This window comes from Bordetella genomosp. 5 (assembly GCF_002261315.1).
GTDB lineage: Bacteria > Pseudomonadota > Gammaproteobacteria > Burkholderiales > Burkholderiaceae_B > Bordetella.
The window spans coordinates 19,232-36,135 of record NZ_NEVP01000008.1; the positions used below are offsets into that span (position 1 = coordinate 19,232).

The following is a 16,904-nucleotide window of genomic DNA, read 5'->3' on the forward strand; positions in this document are numbered from 1 at the left end:
TGGGCGAGCTAAAATGGCGGCTAATTCACCGAGTAGATACGTCCCCATAATGAAATGGTTGATCCCTGGCATCTGGCTGGCCGCCATTCTGTTCGCGCACTTCCGCGGACGCGTGCGCCTGTCCCTGTCGCGTCAGTTTCTTGATCACTCCGTGCTGCTGGCCCCCATCAACGCCTTTATGGTGTTGTGCTCGCGCGTACCGACCACGCCCTACCTCACCTCGCGCGAGATCCCCGAGCTGCAGGTGCTAGACGACAACTGGGAAGTGATCCGCGCCGAAGCGCTCCAGATGGCCGAGCTGCGCCGCATCAAGGCCGCCGAGCGCCACGACGACATCGGCTTCAACTCGTTTTTCAAGTACGGCTGGAAACGCTTTTATCTGAAGTGGTACGACGCCCGCCATCCCTCGGCGGAAGAGCTGTGCCCCAAGACCGTGGCCATCCTGAAGAGCCTGCCCAAGGTCAAGGCGGCGATGTTCGCCGAGCTGCCGCCGGGCGGCAAGCTCAACGCCCACCGCGATCCGTTCGCGGGCTCGCTGCGCTACCACCTGGGTCTGGTCACGCCCAACGACGACCGGTGCTTCATCCGCGTGGACGGCGACGACTACAGCTGGCGCGACGGCGAAAGCGTGGTGTTCGACGAAACCTACGTGCACGAAGCGCACAATCGCTCCGAGGCCAACCGCATCATCCTCTTCTGCGACGTCGAGCGTCCGCTCAAGTGGCGCTGGGCCGAGGCGTTCAACCGCTGGTTCGGCCGCAAGGTGATGTCGGCCGCGAGCTCGCCCAACGATGCCGGCGACCAGACCGGTGCCATCAATAAGCTCACGCACCTGCACTGGACCATCGACCAAAAGCGCAAGAAGTTCAAGGCCTGGAACCGCACGGTCTACAAGGCGACCAAGTACCTGCTGATCGTGGCGGTGATCGCGGGCTTCATCCTGCTCTGATCCGCGCGCGGCGCCCCCATGCCCCGTCCCATTCCGCCGCTCAATCCGCTGCGCGCCTTCGAGGTCGCGGCGCGGCACCTGAGCTTCACACGCGCAGCTGAAGAGCTGTGCGTGACGCCGTCGGCGGTAAGCCATCAGATCAAGGTGCTGGAGGACAACCTCGGCATTCCCTTGTTCGTGCGGGACACCAAGTCGCTGATTCTCACGAGCGCGGGCAAGGCCTACCTGCCCGGCGTGCAGGAGGCGTTCCGGCAGCTGGTGCAGGCCACCTATCGCGTGCAGCGCGAGCGCCAGGTGCCGGCGCTCAAGCTCAACCTGCCGCCCACGTTCGCAATGAAATGGCTCATCCCGCGCATGAAACGCTTCATGACGCGGCATCCTGATATCGATCTGCGCGTGTCGACCTCGAAGCACATGTCCGATTTCGCGCGTGACGATGTCGATCTCGAGGTGCGCTACGGGCGCGGTGACTATCCCGGCCTGCATGCGGAGCCATGCCTGACGGTGGCCGTCACCCCGGTGTGCAGCCCTGCCCTGCTGACGAGCGGCACGCCGCTCGCGACCGTGGAGGACCTGCGGCATCACACGCTGCTGCACGACGACAGCACCTACGATGACGTGAGCAACCCCGACTGGGCGACCTGGCTCGAACACGCCGGCGTGAGCGATATCGACACGTCGCGCGGGCCCTCCTTCTGGCCCAGCCATCTGGTGATCGACGCGGCCATGGACGGGCTGGGCGTGGCGCTGGCCAAACGCCCCTGGGTGAGTCGCGACATCGCCGAAGGCCGCCTGATCGAGCCCTTCCCGGCGCTCACGCTGCCCGTCCAGTTTGCCTATTACCTGGTCTATCCGGAGGAGCGCGCCGCGGATCCGCGTATCCAGGCATTCGCCGCCTGGGTGCGCGAGGAGCAGGTAGCCGAGGGTCAGCCGCCGCCGCTACGGTAGAAACGCAGCGTGCTACGATCACGCAGCGCGTGGCGCTCAGCAGGCGCAGGCGGCGCGATCGCCTCGCGAAAGGCGGCGCCCAGGCGCCCCCACATCACGCCATCTCGGCCGCACGCTGCGCGCCGAACGCCCCGCTCTCACGCCAGCGCGCCACGCGTTGCGCATCGATGCCCAGCTCGCGAAACACCTCGTCGGTGTGCTGGCCCAGCAGCGGCGCCGGGCGGCGCACCTGTTGCGGCGTGCCGTGCAACTTCACCGGAAAACCCAGCGCCTTGGTCGGGCCTTCGACGGGGTGGTCGATCTCCAGCACCATCTCGCGCGCCCTGGCCTGCTCGGTATCGAGCGCCTCGGCATAGTCGAGGATGGGCGCCGCCGGCACGCCCGCGGCAAGCAGGCGCTCGACCCAGACGTCGGCCGGCGCGGCGGCGAGCGCCTGTTCGATCAACGGAATCAGGTCGGCGCGGTTGGACAGGCGCGCCACGTTATCGATGAAGCGCGGGTCGGCCGGCAGATCCGGACGGCCGATGACGCCGCAAAGCGCGGTCCAGAGCTTGTCGTTGGCCGCGCCGATCACCATGTAGCGGTCGGCCGCCCGAACGGCCTGGTACGGCGCGCTCATGCGGTTGGCGCTGCCCAGCGGCGCCGGCACGCGGCCCGTGCCCCAGAACTCCGCGCTCTCCCACACCGACAGCCCAAGCGCGGTTTCGTACAGCGACGCGTCGATGTATTGGCCCAGGCCCGAGGTGGCGCGACCGATCACCGCGCTGAGGATGGCGTACGAGGCGAAGAGCGCGGCGCCCAGGTCGGCAAACGGCACGCTGGACTTCATAGGCGCGCCGCCGGGCTCGCCCATCACGCTCATGGCGCCGCAACTTGCCTGCGCGATCAGGTCCAGGCCGGGCCGGCGCGACCAGGGCCCCGTCTGACCAAAGCCGGAGATGCTGGCGTAGACCAGCCGCGGGTTGATCGCATGCAGCGTCTCGAAATCGATCTTCAGCCGCGCGGCCACGCCCGGCCGGTTGTTCTCCACCAGGATGTCGGCCTGGCGCACCAGCTCGTAGAAGGCTTCGCGGCCCTCGGGGTGCTTGAGATCGATCTCGACGCTGCGCTTATTGCGGTTGAGCGCCAGAAAGCCGCCACTGTCATCGCCCTTGAGACGGAATCCCATGGCACGGCGAGTCTGGTCGCCCGTGCCGGGAGCCTCGACCTTGATCACATCGGCGCCCATGTCGCCGAGCAGCATGCAACAGTAGGGCCCGGCCATGATCTGACTCACGTCGAGCACGCGCAGGTTGGCAAGCGGAAGCGTCATTCTGAATTCCTTGTGTCGCGTGGTGCGGCTCAGCGGCCGACGAAGACGGGGCGCTCTTTGGCGAGAAAGGCGTGATAGCCGATGCGGAAGTCCTCGGTGTCGAAGCAGTCGTAGGCTTCTTCCAGCTCGGCATCGGTGAGCGGACGGGCTTCGCCCAGACGCTGCACGAAGCGCTTGTGCCAGCGCGCCACGAGCGGTGCTCCCTGGGCGATGCGGCGCGCGGCGGCGGCGCCTTCGGTGTCCACATCGGCGTCCGCCACCACGCGATTGACCAGGCCCTTGGCCTGCGCCTCTTCGGCACCGAACACGCGGCCTTCGAGCACGATCTCGAGGGCAACGGCGCGGCCGGCCAAGGCCACCAGACCGCCTAACTCGCCATACGACATCACCAGGCCGAGACGGTTGATGGGCGCGCCGAAGCGGCTGGAGGCCCCGCAGATGCGCATGTCGCACATCGACGCGAGCTCCAGGCCGCCCCCGATGCAGGCGCCATGAATCACCGCCAGCGTCGGGTGGCGGCTCTCGGCCACCGCCTGCATCGCGCGGTGCGTGACCTCGCCGTATGCCCGGGCGGCCGCCTTGTCGCGCCGGGTGCGCGGAAACTCCTCGATGTCGGCGCCGGCCGAGAAGGCGCGTTCGCCGGCACCGCGCAGCACCACGCAGCGCACGGTCTCGTCGGCGGAGAGTTGCTGCATGGCGTCGATCAGCCCCTGCCACATGGCGAGGTTCATGGCGTTCATGCGTTCGGGATTGTTGAGAATGACGGTGGCGATGGCGCCATCGCGTTCGACGCTGAGGGAGGGGAACATGGGGCTCTCTGCTTGGGCCGTGCCAGCGGAACGGCCGAGGTTGATTCGGGTGAGAAAAGTGTAGGAAGCCCCCCGGAACGCGCCAAGCGAGAAATACTGCGCCGCCTTTCAAGAAAATCTCGTGCACCGCTGTGAGAAAAACTCAGCGCCGATTCAAGTATTTCGACGTTGCGGCGAAGCGGCGGCGCTTCCTACACTTTCCGCCATACACCGCCTCGTCCGCTTGCGGACCGGCGCATAACACGACGGAGACAACAATGAATCGACGCCAGCTTCTGGCAGCGGCCGCGGCCGTCAGCCTGCTTCCCCTGGTGGCCCGGGCCCAGCCCGCGGCCGCCGGCAACATGCGCATCGTGGTGGGCTTCCCGCCCGGTGGCGGCACCGACATGGTGACCCGGCTGCTGGCGCAGAAGCTCGGCGCGCTGTGGAACACGCCCGTGGTGGTCGAGAACCGCGCCGGCGCGGCGGGCGTGATCGCGGCCGAACACGTGGTCAAACAGCCCGCCGACGGCAGCTGCCTGCTGATGACCAATTTCAGCAATCACGCCGTCGCGCCCAGCCTCTACCCCAAGCTCAGCTATCAGGTCGAACGCGATTTCACGCCCGTCATGCTGGCCGGGGTGTCGCCCAGCCTGCTGGTGTGCCGCGCCGACCAGCAGGCCCGCACGCTGCCCGCGCTGGTCGAACGTTGCCGCAAATCACCGGGTAGCGTGACATTCGGCTCGGCCGGTCCGGGCTCGGTGCAGCATCTTGCGCTCGAGATGTTCAAGCTGCGCGCGGGCATCGACGCGCTGCATGTGCCTTACCGCGGCTCCGGCGCCATGATGACCGATCTGCTGGGCGGCCAGATCGACTACAGCTTCGAGACCATGGCCTCGGCCTCGCCGCACGTGGCCGCCGGCAAGCTGGTGGCCATTGCCCAGACGCGCCTGCGCCGCTCGCCGGCGCAACCCAACGTGCCGACCATGGCCGAGCAGGGCTATGCGGGCTTCGACGCCAGCACCTGGTATGGCCTGGTGGGACCGGCCGGCATGGACCCTGCCTTCGTGGCGCGGCTCAACACCGATCTGAACACCATCCTGCGCCAGCCCGACGTGGTCGAGAAGATGACCTCTTATGGTGCCGAAGACGGCGGCGGCAGCGCCGAGCGCTTTGCCGCCTTCATCACGGAAGAAAAGAACAAATGGGCCAAGGTGATCCACGACGCCAAGGTCACCGTCTGAAACTGCCCGGCCCGCCCTCGCCGCACGAACCGCTATCGCCATGACCGTCATCACCTGCATCGAAGACCTGCGTGTCCTCGCGCGCCGCCGCGTGCCGAAGATGTTTTACGACTACGTGGACGTGGGATCCTGGACGGAATCCACCTACCGCGCCAACGAGGCGGACCTGCAACGCATCCTGCTGCGCCAGCGCGTGGCGGTGGACCTGAGCGAGCGCAGCGTGCGCTCGCGCCTGCTGGGCCGGGACGTGACCATGCCGGTCGCGATCGCGCCCACCGGGCTGACGGGCATGGTGCATGCCGATGGCGAAATCCTTGCCGCCCGCGCCGCCCAACGTTTTGGCGTGCCTTTCACCCTGTCGACGGTGAGCATCTGCTCGATCGAGGACGTCGCCGAGGCCACGGGCGGACACCCGTTCTGGTTTCAGCTCTACATGATGCGCGACCGCCGATTCGTCGAGCAGTTGATCCGCCGGGCCCATACGGCGAACTGCGACGCGCTCGTGCTGACGCTCGATCTGCCGATCAGCGGCCAGCGCCACAAAGACCTGAAGAACGGCCTGACCGCGCCACCGCGCCTGAGCGCGCGCAATCTGCTCAACATGATGAGCAAACCCGCGTGGTGCCTGGGCATGCTGGGCACGCGCCGGCGCACCTTCGGCAACATCGTGGGTCATGCGGAGGGCGTGGGCGACATGGCCTCGATGGCCGACTGGAGTTCGCGCCAATACGATCCCTCCATGACCTGGGACGACATCGCCTGGGTGCGCAGGCTCTGGGATCGAAAACTCATCCTCAAGGGCATCCTCGACGCCGAGGACGCCCGTCTGGCGCAGCAGGCCGGCGCCGACGCGATCATCGTGTCGAACCACGGCGGGCGCCAGCTCGACGGCGCCCCTTCGACGATTCGCGCCCTGCCCCCGATCGTGGCGGCGGTGGGCGCCCGCACCGAGGTGCATCTCGACGGCGGCATCCGCAGTGGCCAGGACGTGCTCAAGGCCCTGGCGCTCGGCGCGCATGGCGTCCACATCGGACGCGCGATGCTTTACGGACTGGGCGCGTTGGGCGAAGCCGGGGTGACCCGCGCGCTGGAGATCCTCCACAAGGAGCTCGACCTCACGATGGCGTTCTGCGGCCGCACCGCCATCGGCCAGGTCGATGCCGGCGTCCTGTTGCAGGACACGCCGGACCTGCCGCCCGTCGCGCTGGCCGCCGTCGCGTAGCGCAACGCGCCCAAGCGCTCAGCGGCGCAACGACTCCCAGGTCTTCATCAGGCGCTTGACCGACACCGGCATCGGCGTGCGCAGCTCCTGAGCGAACAAGGCCACGCGCAGCTCTTCGAGCAGCCAGCGGAACTCGTCCAGGCGCGGATCGGGCGCCCCCTTGAGCGCCGCACGGGCGCGCTGATACTGGGTGAGGAGCGGCGCCATCTCGGCCATCAGGCGCGCGTCGCGGGCGGGGTCCGCGCGCAGCTTGTCGATGCGCGCGACCGCCGCCTTGAGATAGCGCGGGAAATGCGCGAGCTGGGCGTATGCCGTCTCGCGCACGAACCACTTCGGCATCAGCGCGCCGATCTGCTGCTGCAGGTCGGCGTAGGCCGCGGCATGGGCCTTGGCCTGCGGCAGCTTGCGCTGCAATGCGCCGAACTCGGTCAGGATGGCGCCCGCCAGCCGCGCGACTTCCTGGGCCAGCAGGCCCAGGCGGCCCTTGCCTTCGGCGCGGCGCGACTCGAACTGCTGTTCGTTCACGGGCCAGGGCTCGGCCAGGCAGGCCTGCGCCAGCGCGCAATCGATGACCTGGTCGCGCAGTTCTTCCTGCGTGCCCAGGGTCATGTACAGCATGCTCATCTTGGTGAGATCGGTGAGGTTCTTCTCGAGGAACTTCACCTGTTCGCGCAACGCCAGACGGAAGAGCCGCAGCAGGCCCGCGCGATGGTGACGCCGGGCCTCTTCGGGATCGTCGAACACGTCGAGGTCGCAATGGGCGCCGCGGTCGACCAGCGCGGGATAGCCGATCACCGACTGTCCGCCGCGCTTGATCTCCATGATCTCGGGCAAGGGGCCGAACGACCAGGAAGTGAGGTTCTCGTGCGCCAGGGCCTGCGCCACCTCGGTGTCGCGGGCCGCGAGCTGCTGGAAGGTCGCCTGGGCCTGCTTGCCGAGCTCGGCCCGCAGCTGCGCCAGATTGCGCCCGGCCGCCAGCATGCGTCCGTGCTCGTCCACCACTTTGAAGTTCATGAACAGATGCGCCGGCAGCGTCTCGAGCTTGAAGTCGCTCGGCACGGGCCGCACCTGCACCTGCTTCCACATGTCCGCGATCAGCGCGTCGACCAGACCCTGCTGCGGATCGTTCATCTGCTCGAACCAGCGGTCGAAGAAGCCGCTCGCGTAGTCGGGTAGCGGCACGCAATGGCGGCGCAGCTTCTGCGGCAGCGACTTGAGCAGCAGCTGGACCTTTTCCTTGAGCATGCCCGGCACCAGCCACTCGCAGCGCTGCGCATCGAGCTGATTGAGCGCGAACAGCGGCACCGACAGCGTCACGCCGTCACGCGGCGAGCCCGGTTCGAAGTGGTAATCGAGCGGCATGACCACGCCCTGCCACTCCACCTTTTTGGGGAAGACATCGGTGGTCACGCCGGCCGCCTCGTGGCGCATCAGCTCGTCACGCGTGAGCATCAGCTGGGCGGCGCGGTCTTTGTCCAGGCCATGCACCCACTTCTCGAGCGAGGCCGTCTGCGAGATGTCGGCGGGAAGCTGACGATCGTAGAACGCGTAGATCAGCTCGTCGTCGACCAGGATGTCCGGGCGACGCGTTTGATGCTCGAGCTTTTCGATGCCCGCGATCAGCTTGCGGTTGTGTGCCACGAACGCGAGGCGCGTGTCGATCTCGCTCGGCACCAGCGCCTGCCGAATGAAGAGCTCGCGGGCATGCGCGGGATTGACGCGGCCATAGTGGATGCGCCGGCCCGAGTACACCGTCAGGCCATAGAGGGTCGCACGTTCGTTGGCCACCACCTGGCCGGCCTTCTTTTCCCAGCGCGGATCGGACCAGTTGCGTCGCAGCAGGTGGCCGGCGGCGCGCTCGAGCCAGGTGGGCTCGATGCGGGCGACGCACCGCGCATACAGGCGCGTCGTGTCGACCAGCTCGCCCGCCACGATCCAGCGACCGCCCTTCTTGGCGAGATTCGACCCGGGATGGATCAGGAAACGGATCTCGCGCGCGCCGTGGTACAGGCCGGCGTCTTCGCCCTTAAAGCCGATATTACCCAGCAGGCCGGTCAGCAGGGCGAGATGCAATTGCTCGTAGGTGGCCTCGCTGGCGTTCACGCGCCAGCCCTGCTCGCCCACGACCGCGGCCAGCTGGCCGTGCACGTCATGCCATTCGCGCAGCCGGATGGGCGACAGGAAATTCTGACGCAGCAGCGCAACCAGCTTGCGCTGCGAGCCCTTGTGCTGCACCTGCTCGCCGTACCACTTCCAGAGTTTCAGGAACGACACGAACTCGGACTTGTCATCGGCGAACTTCGCGTGCGCCGCCTCCGCCGCCTCGCGCTCGGCCATGGGGCGGTCGCGCGGGTCCTGCACCGACAGCGCGGCCGCGATGATGAGCATCTCGGCCAGACACTGGTGCTCGCGCGCGGCCAGGATCATGCGCCCGATGCGCGGGTCCACGGGCAGGCGGGCGAGGTCCTCGCCGGTGCGGGTCAGCACGAAAGCCGGGTTCGTGCCGGCTTCGGCCTCCTCGTTCATTTCGATGGCGCCGAGCTCCTGGAGCAGATGGTAGCCATCGGCCACCGCGCGCCCGGGCGGCGCCTCCACGAATGGGAAGGCCTCGATGTCGTCGAGCCGCAGCGACTTCATGCGCAGGATCACGGACGCCAGCGAGGACCGCAGCACCTCGGGATCGGTGAACGCCGCGCGATTGTTGAAGTCGAGCTCGTCGTAGAGCCGGATGCACAGGCCGGGGGCCACGCGGCCGCAGCGACCGGCGCGCTGATTGGCCGAGGCGCGGCTGATCGGCTCGATGCGCAGCTGCTCGACCTTGTTGCGCCAGGAATAACGCTTGATGCGGGCCAGACCGCTGTCGACCACGAAGCGGATGCCGGGCACGGTCAGCGAGGTCTCGGCCACGTTGGTGGCGAGCACCACCCGGCGCGCATTGCCGCGCGGGTGGAAGATCTGCTCCTGCTCGGCCTGCGACAGGCGCGCGAACAGCGGCAGGATCTCGGTGGCGGCAGGATGGTGCTTGCGCAGGGCCTCGGCCGCCTCGCGGATCTCGCGTTCGCCGGGCAGGAACACCAGCACATCGCCGGGACCATGGCGGGCGCACTCGTCGACCGCATCGACGATGGCGTCGATGAGATCGCGCTCCTCGTCGCCGCTCAGGCGTTGACCCGGGCCGGACTTGTCGCCGCCGCGCTCCCCGCCGCGCTCGCCGCCGCGCCGGTTGCCGGTGGCGGCGGCCGCGTCGTCGTCGGAGAGCGGCTGCTGCACCGGGCGATAGCGCACCTCGACCGGATAGAGCCGGCCCGACACCTCGATGACCGGCGCGAGCTGGTCCGGTGCCGGCGCAAAGTGGCGGGCAAAGCGCTCCGCGTCGATCGTGGCCGAGGTGATGATCACCTTCAGGTCGGGACGGCGCGGCAGCAGCTGCTTGAGGTAGCCGAGCAGGAAGTCGATGTTGAGGCTGCGTTCGTGCGCCTCGTCGATGATGATCGTGTCGTAGCGGCGCAGCAGCGGATCACGCTGGGACTCGGCCAGCAGGATGCCGTCGGTCATCAGCTTGATGGATGCGTTCGGGCCCGTGCGGTCGTTGAACCGCACCTGATAGCCCACGACCTCGCCCATCGGCGTGTTGAGCTCTTCGGCGATGCGCTTGGCGACCGAGGTGGCGGCCAGGCGGCGCGGCTGGGTGTGGCCGATCATGCGCTGGCGGCCGCGACCGAGCTCGAGGCAGATCTTGGGCAGCTGCGTGGTCTTGCCCGAACCGGTCTCGCCACTGACGATCACCACCTGATGCGCGGCGATGGCGCGCGCGATCTCGTCGCGCCGGGCGCTGACGGGCAGATCCTCGGGATAGGTGATGGCCGGGATGGGGCGCTCTGGCCGCTCGGTGCGCGGCGGCTGATCTGCGCGGTCTGCGCGCGGCGAACGCTCCGTGCGTTCCGGGCGGGGTGCCTGCTCCGCGCGCTCCGGCCGGCGCGCCTGCTCCGTGCGCTCCGCGCGCGGGGGCCGATCCGCGCGATCCCCGCGCGGCGAACGTTCCGTGCGCTCCGGGCGGGGTGCCTGGTCCGCGCGCTCCGCGCCTTCGGCCCGCGGCGGCCGCTGTCCACGCTCCGGACGCGGCGCGCCCTCGGCGCGCGGCGCACGCTCCCCCTGACCCGACCCGCCGGCACGCGGCGGCCGGGCAGGACGCGCGGTCTTCGGCGGGCGCGGCGCGTCCGCGCTGGCGGCACGCTCGTCGCGGGCGGGCCCACCATCGGCGGAACCACGGGGCGGGCGCTGGGTAGAGTCAGACATATGAGGCAAATTCATCCGGTCAACCGCACATTATAAATTTTTGCGGGCAACGGGCCGAACGACGGCCGGACGCTGGACCGCCCGGCTGCCCGGCCTGCCGGATAAGCGCGAATTCGGGGGGCAAATTCCTCTTGTTGCAGCGCCACGAGCCGCCCCGCGCGGTCATATAATTTCGGCAGCCGCGCGCCGCGTGGCCTGTTGCCGACCGGGCGCCGCCCGGTGGCCCTACCGGAATCCCCAACTCAAATCATCATGCCCGACCTGGAACCTGACACCGTCTCCGCCCTTGAAGCTCCCGAATTCGCCCCTGCGCAGTTCGTTCGATGGTTCCGAGAGGTGGCGCCGTACGTGCACGCGTTCCGAGGCAAGACCTTCGTGGTGGCTTTCGGTGGCGAGTTGGTGCAGGCGGGCGCGCTCAACACACTGGTGCAGGATCTCTCGCTGCTGTCGGCCCTGGGCATCCGTCTGGTGCTGGTGCACGGCTCGCGCCCGCAGGTCAATGAGCAGCTGCGCCTGAAGGGCTTCACCCAGCAGTTCGACCGGGGCATGGCGCCCACCGACGCCGCCGCGCTCGAGTGCGCCAAAGAGGCCGCCGGCGAAATCCGCCTCGACATCGAGGCCGCGTTCAGCCAGGGCCTGCCGAACACCCCGATGTCGCACTCGCACATCCGCGTGATCTCGGGCAATTTCGTGACCGCGCGCCCGGCCGGCGTGCTCGACGGCGTCGATTACAAGCACACGGGCCACGTCCGCAAGATCGACGTCGACGCGCTCAAGTTCGCCATCGAGCACGGTTCGATGGTGCTGCTGTCGCCCCTGGGCTTCTCGCCCACCGGCGACGCCTTCAATCTGGCCATGGAAGACCTCGCCACCAGCGTGGCCGTGGCGCTGCGCGCCGAGAAGCTGATCTTCCTGTCGAGTTCGCCGGGCGTGCTGAACGACGACGGCTCGGTCGACACCGAGCTGGCGCGCGCCGACGCCGACAACCTGCTGGCCGCGGGCGAGCTCGACGAAGACACCGTCTACTTCCTGCGCCACGCCTCGCTCGCCGTGAAGCGCGGCGTGGCCCGCGCCCACCTGGTGCCGTACAACCGCGACGGCAGCGTGCTGCTGGAGATCTTCACCCACGACGGCGTAGGCACGATGGTGGTCGAAGACACCCTCGACGATCTGCGTCCCGCCACGCTCGACGACGTCGGCGCGATCCTGAGCCTGATCGAGCCGCTCGAACAGGACGGCACGCTGGTGCCGCGCCCGCGCGGCGTGGTCGAGCGCGACGTCGATCGCTTCACCGTGCTCGAGCACGATGGCGTGATTTACGGCTGCGCCGCGCTGCACCCCTTCCCCGAAGACAACATGGCCGAGATGGCCTGCCTGATCGTGCACCCCGAATGGCAGGGTTCCGGCGAAGGCGAGATGCTGCTGCGCCACATGGAGTCGCGCGCGCGTGCCCAGGGCGCCAAGCGCCTGTTCGTGCTCACCACCCGCACCTCGCACTGGTTCATGAAACGCGGCTTCGTGCAGGGCGGCATCGCCGATCTGCCGCGCGAAAAGCAGAACAATTACAACCGCTCGCGCAACAGCCTCGTCTTCATCAAGAAGCTGTAAACACCGGCGTCCACGGATAGACCCTGCCGCGCGCAGGGTCTATCCGGTCGGCAAGGGCCGCCAAGACCGCTAAAATAGCGGGATCCGCAACTTTCCGGCAGCAAGCAAATGGCCCGTACCGTCAACTGTGTGAAACTCAAGCGCGAAGCCGAAGGCCTGGACTTCCCGCCCTACCCCGGCGAAGTGGGCACGCGCATCTGGCGCGAGATCTCCAAAGAAGCCTGGGAAGAATGGAAGGCCGTGCAAACGCGCCTGGTCAACGAAAACCGCCTGAACCTGGCCGATTCCCGCGCCCGCAAGTATCTGCAGCAGCAGATGGAGCGCTTCCTGTTCGAAGACGGCTCCGTCGAAGCGCAAGGCTTCGTGCCGCCCTCGGCCTGAGCCAGACAGCGCCCCTCCGACCGGCCCGCGTGGCCGGTTTTGTTTTTGGGAGTTCCCATGACCGCCGTGCCCGCCCCGCTCATCGCCCAGACCCGCCTGCGGGTCGAGACCCGCGGCAAGTCGTTTACGGAAATCACCGAGCAGGTGGCCCGCGACGTGCGCGCCAGCGGCATCCGCACGGGCCTCGCCGTGGTGTTCACCTGCCACACCAGCTGTTCGCTGATCATCAACGAGAACGCCGACCCGACGGTGCGCCATGATCTCGAACGCTATTTCGCCAGGCTGGTGCCCGAGGGCGATCCGCTCTACCGCCACGACGCGGAGGGACCGGACGACATGCCGGCCCACATCCGCACCGCGCTCACCGCCGTATCGCTCACGATCCCGGTGGCCGACGGCGCGCTGGGGCTGGGCACCTGGCAGGGCATCTACCTATGGGAGCATCGCGACCGGCCGCACCGGCGCGACCTGATCGTCACCGTGCACGGCGCGGCCTGAAGGCGGCGACTCAGGTGGCCGCGGGTGGCGCGGTCGCGGCCAGGGGGTCGAAAGCGGCATTGGCAGCGAAGCCTGATGCGGCAGCGACATGCGACTGCGCCACGGGCGCTGCTTGCGCGCAGGCCCGGATCAACGATCCAGGCCGGAGGCGTCAGGGATCAGCGCCGAATGGCTGTGATTTGGCACGAAGCGCAGTCCGCGAGCCCGACGGCGGTACGCTGGGACGCACGACTACTTTTTATCGTTCTTGAGAAACGGCGTTCCGCGAGATTCGAGCAATCGCCGCGTGCTCTCCAACTCTTTCTGCAGCAACTCGGCATCCGGCAGCACCGTCCGATAATTTGCCGCCATCACCTTGGTCGGCAAACCATCCAACGCATACCGCGCCAGGGCATGGCCTTTATCGGCACACAGGATCAAGCCCACCGGCGGATTCTCGTCCGAGTAAGCCCAATGCTCCTTGGCATAGTTACAGTACATATGCATCTGCCCCACGTCGGCATGGGTCAGGCTGCCCAGCTTCAAGTCAATGATGACCAGACAGCGCAGCTTGCGATGAAAGAACAGCAGATCCACCCGATACCAGGTCTGGTCGATGCGCAAGCGCCGCTGCCGCCCGACGAAGGTGAAGCCTTCACCCAGCTCAAGCAGGAAGTCTTCCAGCCGCTGGATCAAGGCCGCTTCCAGATCGGATTCCGAATACTCGTCCTTGAGGTCGAGGAATTCCAACACGTACGGGTCTTTGACGGCGTCATTGGGCGTGACGGCATCCTCGGGCTTGGCGACCGAGCCCTTGACCAGCATCGCCGTCTTGTCCTTGGACAAGGCGGTGCGCTCGTAGAATTGGCTGCCGATCTGCCGGTCGAGCTGGCGCACACTCCAGCCACCCCGCAGCGCCTCGGCCTCGTAGAACTGGCGGGCATGGTCATCCTTGACCGACAGCAGCCGGACATAGGCCGACCAGGGTAGGGTGAAGACCTGGGCCAGTTCGGAGAGGTCGAATTTCCGAGACACCGTCTCGGAATTCTCGATGAGCACTCCGTCTCCAGATTTCCGAGGCAGTGTCTCGGGAATTGCCTCAAGGGGGTAAGCAGCGAAGAAGCGTCGCATGTTCTCCAGGTTGTCCGGGCTGAAGCCGCGCCCAAATCGCGCCGTCAGATCGGCGGACAGCCGCTCCATCAACTGCTCGCCATAACCGGCCCGCCGCCTGCCTTTCTGCTCCGCTTCGACGATCCGGCGGCCAATCTCCCAATAGCTGGCCGTCATCAGCGCATTGACACTACGCGCGGCCGCCTGGCGCGCCGCGTCCAGCAGCTCCACGATGCCGCCGTGGATGCCGGCATAGCCAGCCGGTAAGGCGGCGCGTTTCCGCGTTGCCACGGGCGTCTTCCTTGGCATGCTGTCACCTCCGTAGAACGGGATGTCCCGGTGATCGCCAGCCGCCGACTCGCTACCAGTTCGGCCGCATCCCGCACCGGCTTGTCCTCGGTATGAACATAGTGCATAAACATCGCCACGACCTTGTGACCTGTGAGCTTCATGTCCACCTTCGTTGACGCGCCCGAGTTGCCAATATCGGTGGTCGCCCGATGGCGGATGCCGTGCGTGCCGCCGTGCGGCAGGCCGGCAGCCTTGAGCGCGCGCGTCCAGCCGCCGTTGTGCTCGCCGTGGGGTCATGTGCCGGGTCGGATCGCTGGGCGATGGCAGCACTCGCCTAAGTGATTGATAAAGCTGCTGTATCGAACCTTGGCGTAGTCCAGCGAGTTGGGGTACTGGAGTCCTCGTGAAACAAAAAAAAGGCCTCGGTGTAGACCGAGGCCGTTTCGAGCCACATGCATTTCGAGCCCCCTGCATGTCGAGCCGCATGCAGGGGCGCCGGGCGTCGCCGCTCAGCTTTCGGCGGACTCTTCTTCGCCGCGCGCCAGGCGCTCGGTGTTCTTCACACCGGTGTGACGCACGTCGGCGCCCTTGACCATGTAGATCACGCGCTCGGCCATGTTCTTGGCGTGGTCGCCGATGCGCTCGAGCGCACGGGCGATGAAGATCATGTCGATCGCGCGCGAAATCGTGCGCGGATCTTCCATCATGTAGGTGATCAGGTTGCGCAGGGCAGCCTTCCACTCTTTGTCCACTTCTTTGTCGCTGCGCACGACCTGGGCGGCCAGGATCGGATCCAGGCGGGCAAAGGCGTCGAGGGCGTTGTGCAGCATGTTGCCGACGTTCTGCGCCATGTGGCGCAGCTCGATCAGCGGGATCTGCTGCTGGCTGTATTCGTACATGCGGCGCACGGCGGTGGCGATCTTCTCGGCCTCGTCGCCCGAGCGCTCCATGTCGGTCAGCATCTTGGAGACGGCCAGCAGCGTGCGCAGGTCGATCGCGGTGGGCTGGTGGCGGGCCAGGATCAGGCTGATGCGCTCATCGATCTCGACCTCGTGACGGTTGACCTCTTTCTCGCGCTCGCGCACCTTTTCCACGAGGGTCATGTCGCCCGCGGGAATGGCTTCGATGGCTTCGTGGATCATGGCCTCGACCACGCCCCCCATCTGGAGGAACTGCGATCGAACGTGCTCGAGATCGGCATCGAACTGTTTGTTGGTGTGCTCCGTCATCCGGACTCCCTGCGAGGTTGGTCTCATGGTTGCGTCCCCTGTACGCGAAAGGCGCGGGGGACCTGCCGACCCGCAAGGTTATGACTTGGATGTGACAGGATTATGAATGCGCCGGGAGGTGCCGGCAAGCGCCCGCGGAGCCGCTCGCACGGGGGGCGACACTGCGGGCGGCGAGGCGCCGACGCCCGGCGCCGGATTCGGCGAGGCGCCGCGATCCGGAGGCGGTGGAGCCGGGTGCCGCGGCAAGATCGGCGCGGTGCCGCGGCCAACGTCCTCGGCGAAATCGGCACGGTGCCGCGGCCAGCGGCCGCGGCGCGCGCGGCCTCAGGCCTTGCGCTCGAGCCGGCGGATGCCGTCCTGCGTGGCCAGCAGCGCCACGTCGGCGCCGGCGATGGCGAACAAACCGACCGTCACCACGCCGGGCAGGTCGTTGATGCGGGTTTCGAGCCCGCGCGCATCGGTGATCGACAGACCGGCCACGTCCAGGATGACGTTGCCGTTGTCCGTCACGAAGCCCTCGCGCAGGCGCGGCGTGCCGCCCAGCTCGGCCAGGGCACGCGCCACGCTGGCACGCGCCATCGGGATCACCTCGACCGGCAGCGGGAAGGCGCCCAGGGTCTGCACCAGCTTGGACTCGTCGGCGATGCAGATGAAGCGGTCGGCCACCGAGGCCACGATCTTCTCGCGGGTGAGCGCCCCGCCGCCGCCCTTGATCATGGCCAGGTCGCCATCGAGCTCGTCGGCGCCGTCGACGTAGATCGGCATGGACTCGACTTCGTTGAGATCGAGCACCGGCAAACCATGGCCGGCCAGACGCGCAGCGCTGCGCTCGGAGCTGGCGACCGTGGCGCGGATGCGACCCTTGAAACGCGCCAGACCGTCGATGAAGAGGTCGGCCGTGGAACCGGTGCCCACGCCGATGACGACATCGGGGCCGGCGACCTGTTCGACCAGTTCGAGCGCCGCGTCGGCGGCCTGTTGCTTGAGTTGTTGCTGAGTGAGCATATGCGGAAGTCACGCGCGGATGAACGCGCAAAAGTCGAGTGCAA

The 16,904-nt window shown here is 67.6% G+C and carries 13 protein-coding genes and 1 pseudogene; 7 read left to right on the forward strand and 7 right to left on the reverse strand.

The genetic code is table 11. From position 1 onward, the window contains the following. Positions 1-49 precede the first annotated feature (49 nt). Together lpxO and CAL25_RS13640 are read left to right on the forward strand one after the other, a co-directional pair. Positions 50-949: a lipid A hydroxylase LpxO gene (gene lpxO / locus CAL25_RS13635; RefSeq protein WP_094800845.1), complete on the forward strand. Its 900-nt coding sequence runs from the start codon at positions 50-52 to the stop codon at positions 947-949. An 18-nt stretch (positions 950-967) separates the two neighbouring features. After that, entirely contained in the window at positions 968-1,897 is a 930-nt protein-coding gene (locus CAL25_RS13640) for a transcriptional regulator GcvA (protein ID WP_094800847.1), read from the forward strand. 94 nt (positions 1,898-1,991) lie between these two features. Here the strand turns inward: CAL25_RS13640 and CAL25_RS13645 are convergent, their stop codons facing one another. Then, the gene (locus CAL25_RS13645; protein ID WP_094800849.1) at positions 1,992-3,209 is read right to left on the reverse strand and encodes a CaiB/BaiF CoA transferase family protein; all 1,218 of its coding nucleotides are present in this window, start codon (positions 3,207-3,209) and stop codon (positions 1,992-1,994) included. Between the two features lie 29 nt (positions 3,210-3,238). Further along, entirely contained in the window at positions 3,239-4,018 is a 780-nt protein-coding gene (locus CAL25_RS13650; protein WP_094800851.1) for an enoyl-CoA hydratase/isomerase family protein, read from the reverse strand. Positions 4,019-4,275: 257 nt separating this feature from the next. Here CAL25_RS13650 and CAL25_RS13655 point away from each other — a divergent pair, with 257 nt between their 5' ends. After that, positions 4,276-5,241, forward strand: coding sequence for a Bug family tripartite tricarboxylate transporter substrate binding protein (locus CAL25_RS13655; RefSeq protein ID WP_094800853.1), 966 nt, complete (start codon positions 4,276-4,278; stop codon positions 5,239-5,241). A gap of 40 nt (positions 5,242-5,281) precedes the next feature. Beyond that, complete coding sequence (locus tag CAL25_RS13660) at positions 5,282-6,463, forward strand: alpha-hydroxy acid oxidase (protein ID WP_094800855.1); 1,182 nt, start codon at positions 5,282-5,284, stop codon at positions 6,461-6,463. Between the two features lie 18 nt (positions 6,464-6,481). Here the strand turns inward: CAL25_RS13660 and hrpA are convergent, their stop codons facing one another. Continuing rightward, entirely contained in the window at positions 6,482-10,759 is a 4,278-nt protein-coding gene (gene hrpA, locus CAL25_RS13665) for an ATP-dependent RNA helicase HrpA (RefSeq protein WP_094800857.1), read from the reverse strand. A 252-nt stretch (positions 10,760-11,011) separates the two neighbouring features. On the opposite strand from hrpA, the gene argA reads away from it, so the two are divergent. The 3 genes from argA (at position 11,012) to CAL25_RS13680 (ending at position 13,246) form a co-directional block, all read left to right on the forward strand. Next, the gene (gene argA, locus CAL25_RS13670; protein ID WP_094800859.1) at positions 11,012-12,367 is read left to right on the forward strand and encodes an amino-acid N-acetyltransferase; all 1,356 of its coding nucleotides are present in this window, start codon (positions 11,012-11,014) and stop codon (positions 12,365-12,367) included. A 108-nt stretch (positions 12,368-12,475) separates the two neighbouring features. Next, entirely contained in the window at positions 12,476-12,748 is a 273-nt protein-coding gene (locus tag CAL25_RS13675) for an oxidative damage protection protein (RefSeq protein WP_094800861.1), read from the forward strand. Positions 12,749-12,805: 57 nt separating this feature from the next. Next, positions 12,806-13,246 carry a secondary thiamine-phosphate synthase enzyme YjbQ gene (locus CAL25_RS13680; protein WP_094800863.1) on the forward strand — a complete coding sequence of 147 codons (441 nt, stop codon included), beginning with the start codon at positions 12,806-12,808 and terminating at the stop codon, positions 13,244-13,246. Positions 13,247-13,477: 231 nt separating this feature from the next. Here the strand turns inward: CAL25_RS13680 and CAL25_RS13685 are convergent, their stop codons facing one another. The 4 genes and pseudogenes from CAL25_RS13685 to rpiA form a co-directional block, all read right to left on the reverse strand. Next, positions 13,478-14,644 carry a PDDEXK nuclease domain-containing protein gene (locus tag CAL25_RS13685; protein WP_094800865.1) on the reverse strand — a complete coding sequence of 389 codons (1,167 nt, stop codon included), beginning with the start codon at positions 14,642-14,644 and terminating at the stop codon, positions 13,478-13,480. Then, positions 14,644-14,956: pseudogene (locus CAL25_RS13690) on the reverse strand (tyrosine-type recombinase/integrase); the annotation flags it as partial. The gene CAL25_RS13685 and the pseudogene CAL25_RS13690, both read right to left, overlap by 1 nt. 179 nt (positions 14,957-15,135) lie before the next feature. After that, positions 15,136-15,855, reverse strand: coding sequence for a phosphate signaling complex protein PhoU (phoU, locus tag CAL25_RS13695; RefSeq protein ID WP_094800867.1), 720 nt, complete (start codon positions 15,853-15,855; stop codon positions 15,136-15,138). 324 nt (positions 15,856-16,179) lie between these two features. After that, positions 16,180-16,860 (reverse strand): ribose-5-phosphate isomerase RpiA, encoded by a 681-nt coding sequence (gene rpiA / locus CAL25_RS13700; RefSeq protein ID WP_094800869.1) that lies wholly within the window; start codon positions 16,858-16,860, stop codon positions 16,180-16,182. Positions 16,861-16,904 lie beyond the last annotated feature (44 nt).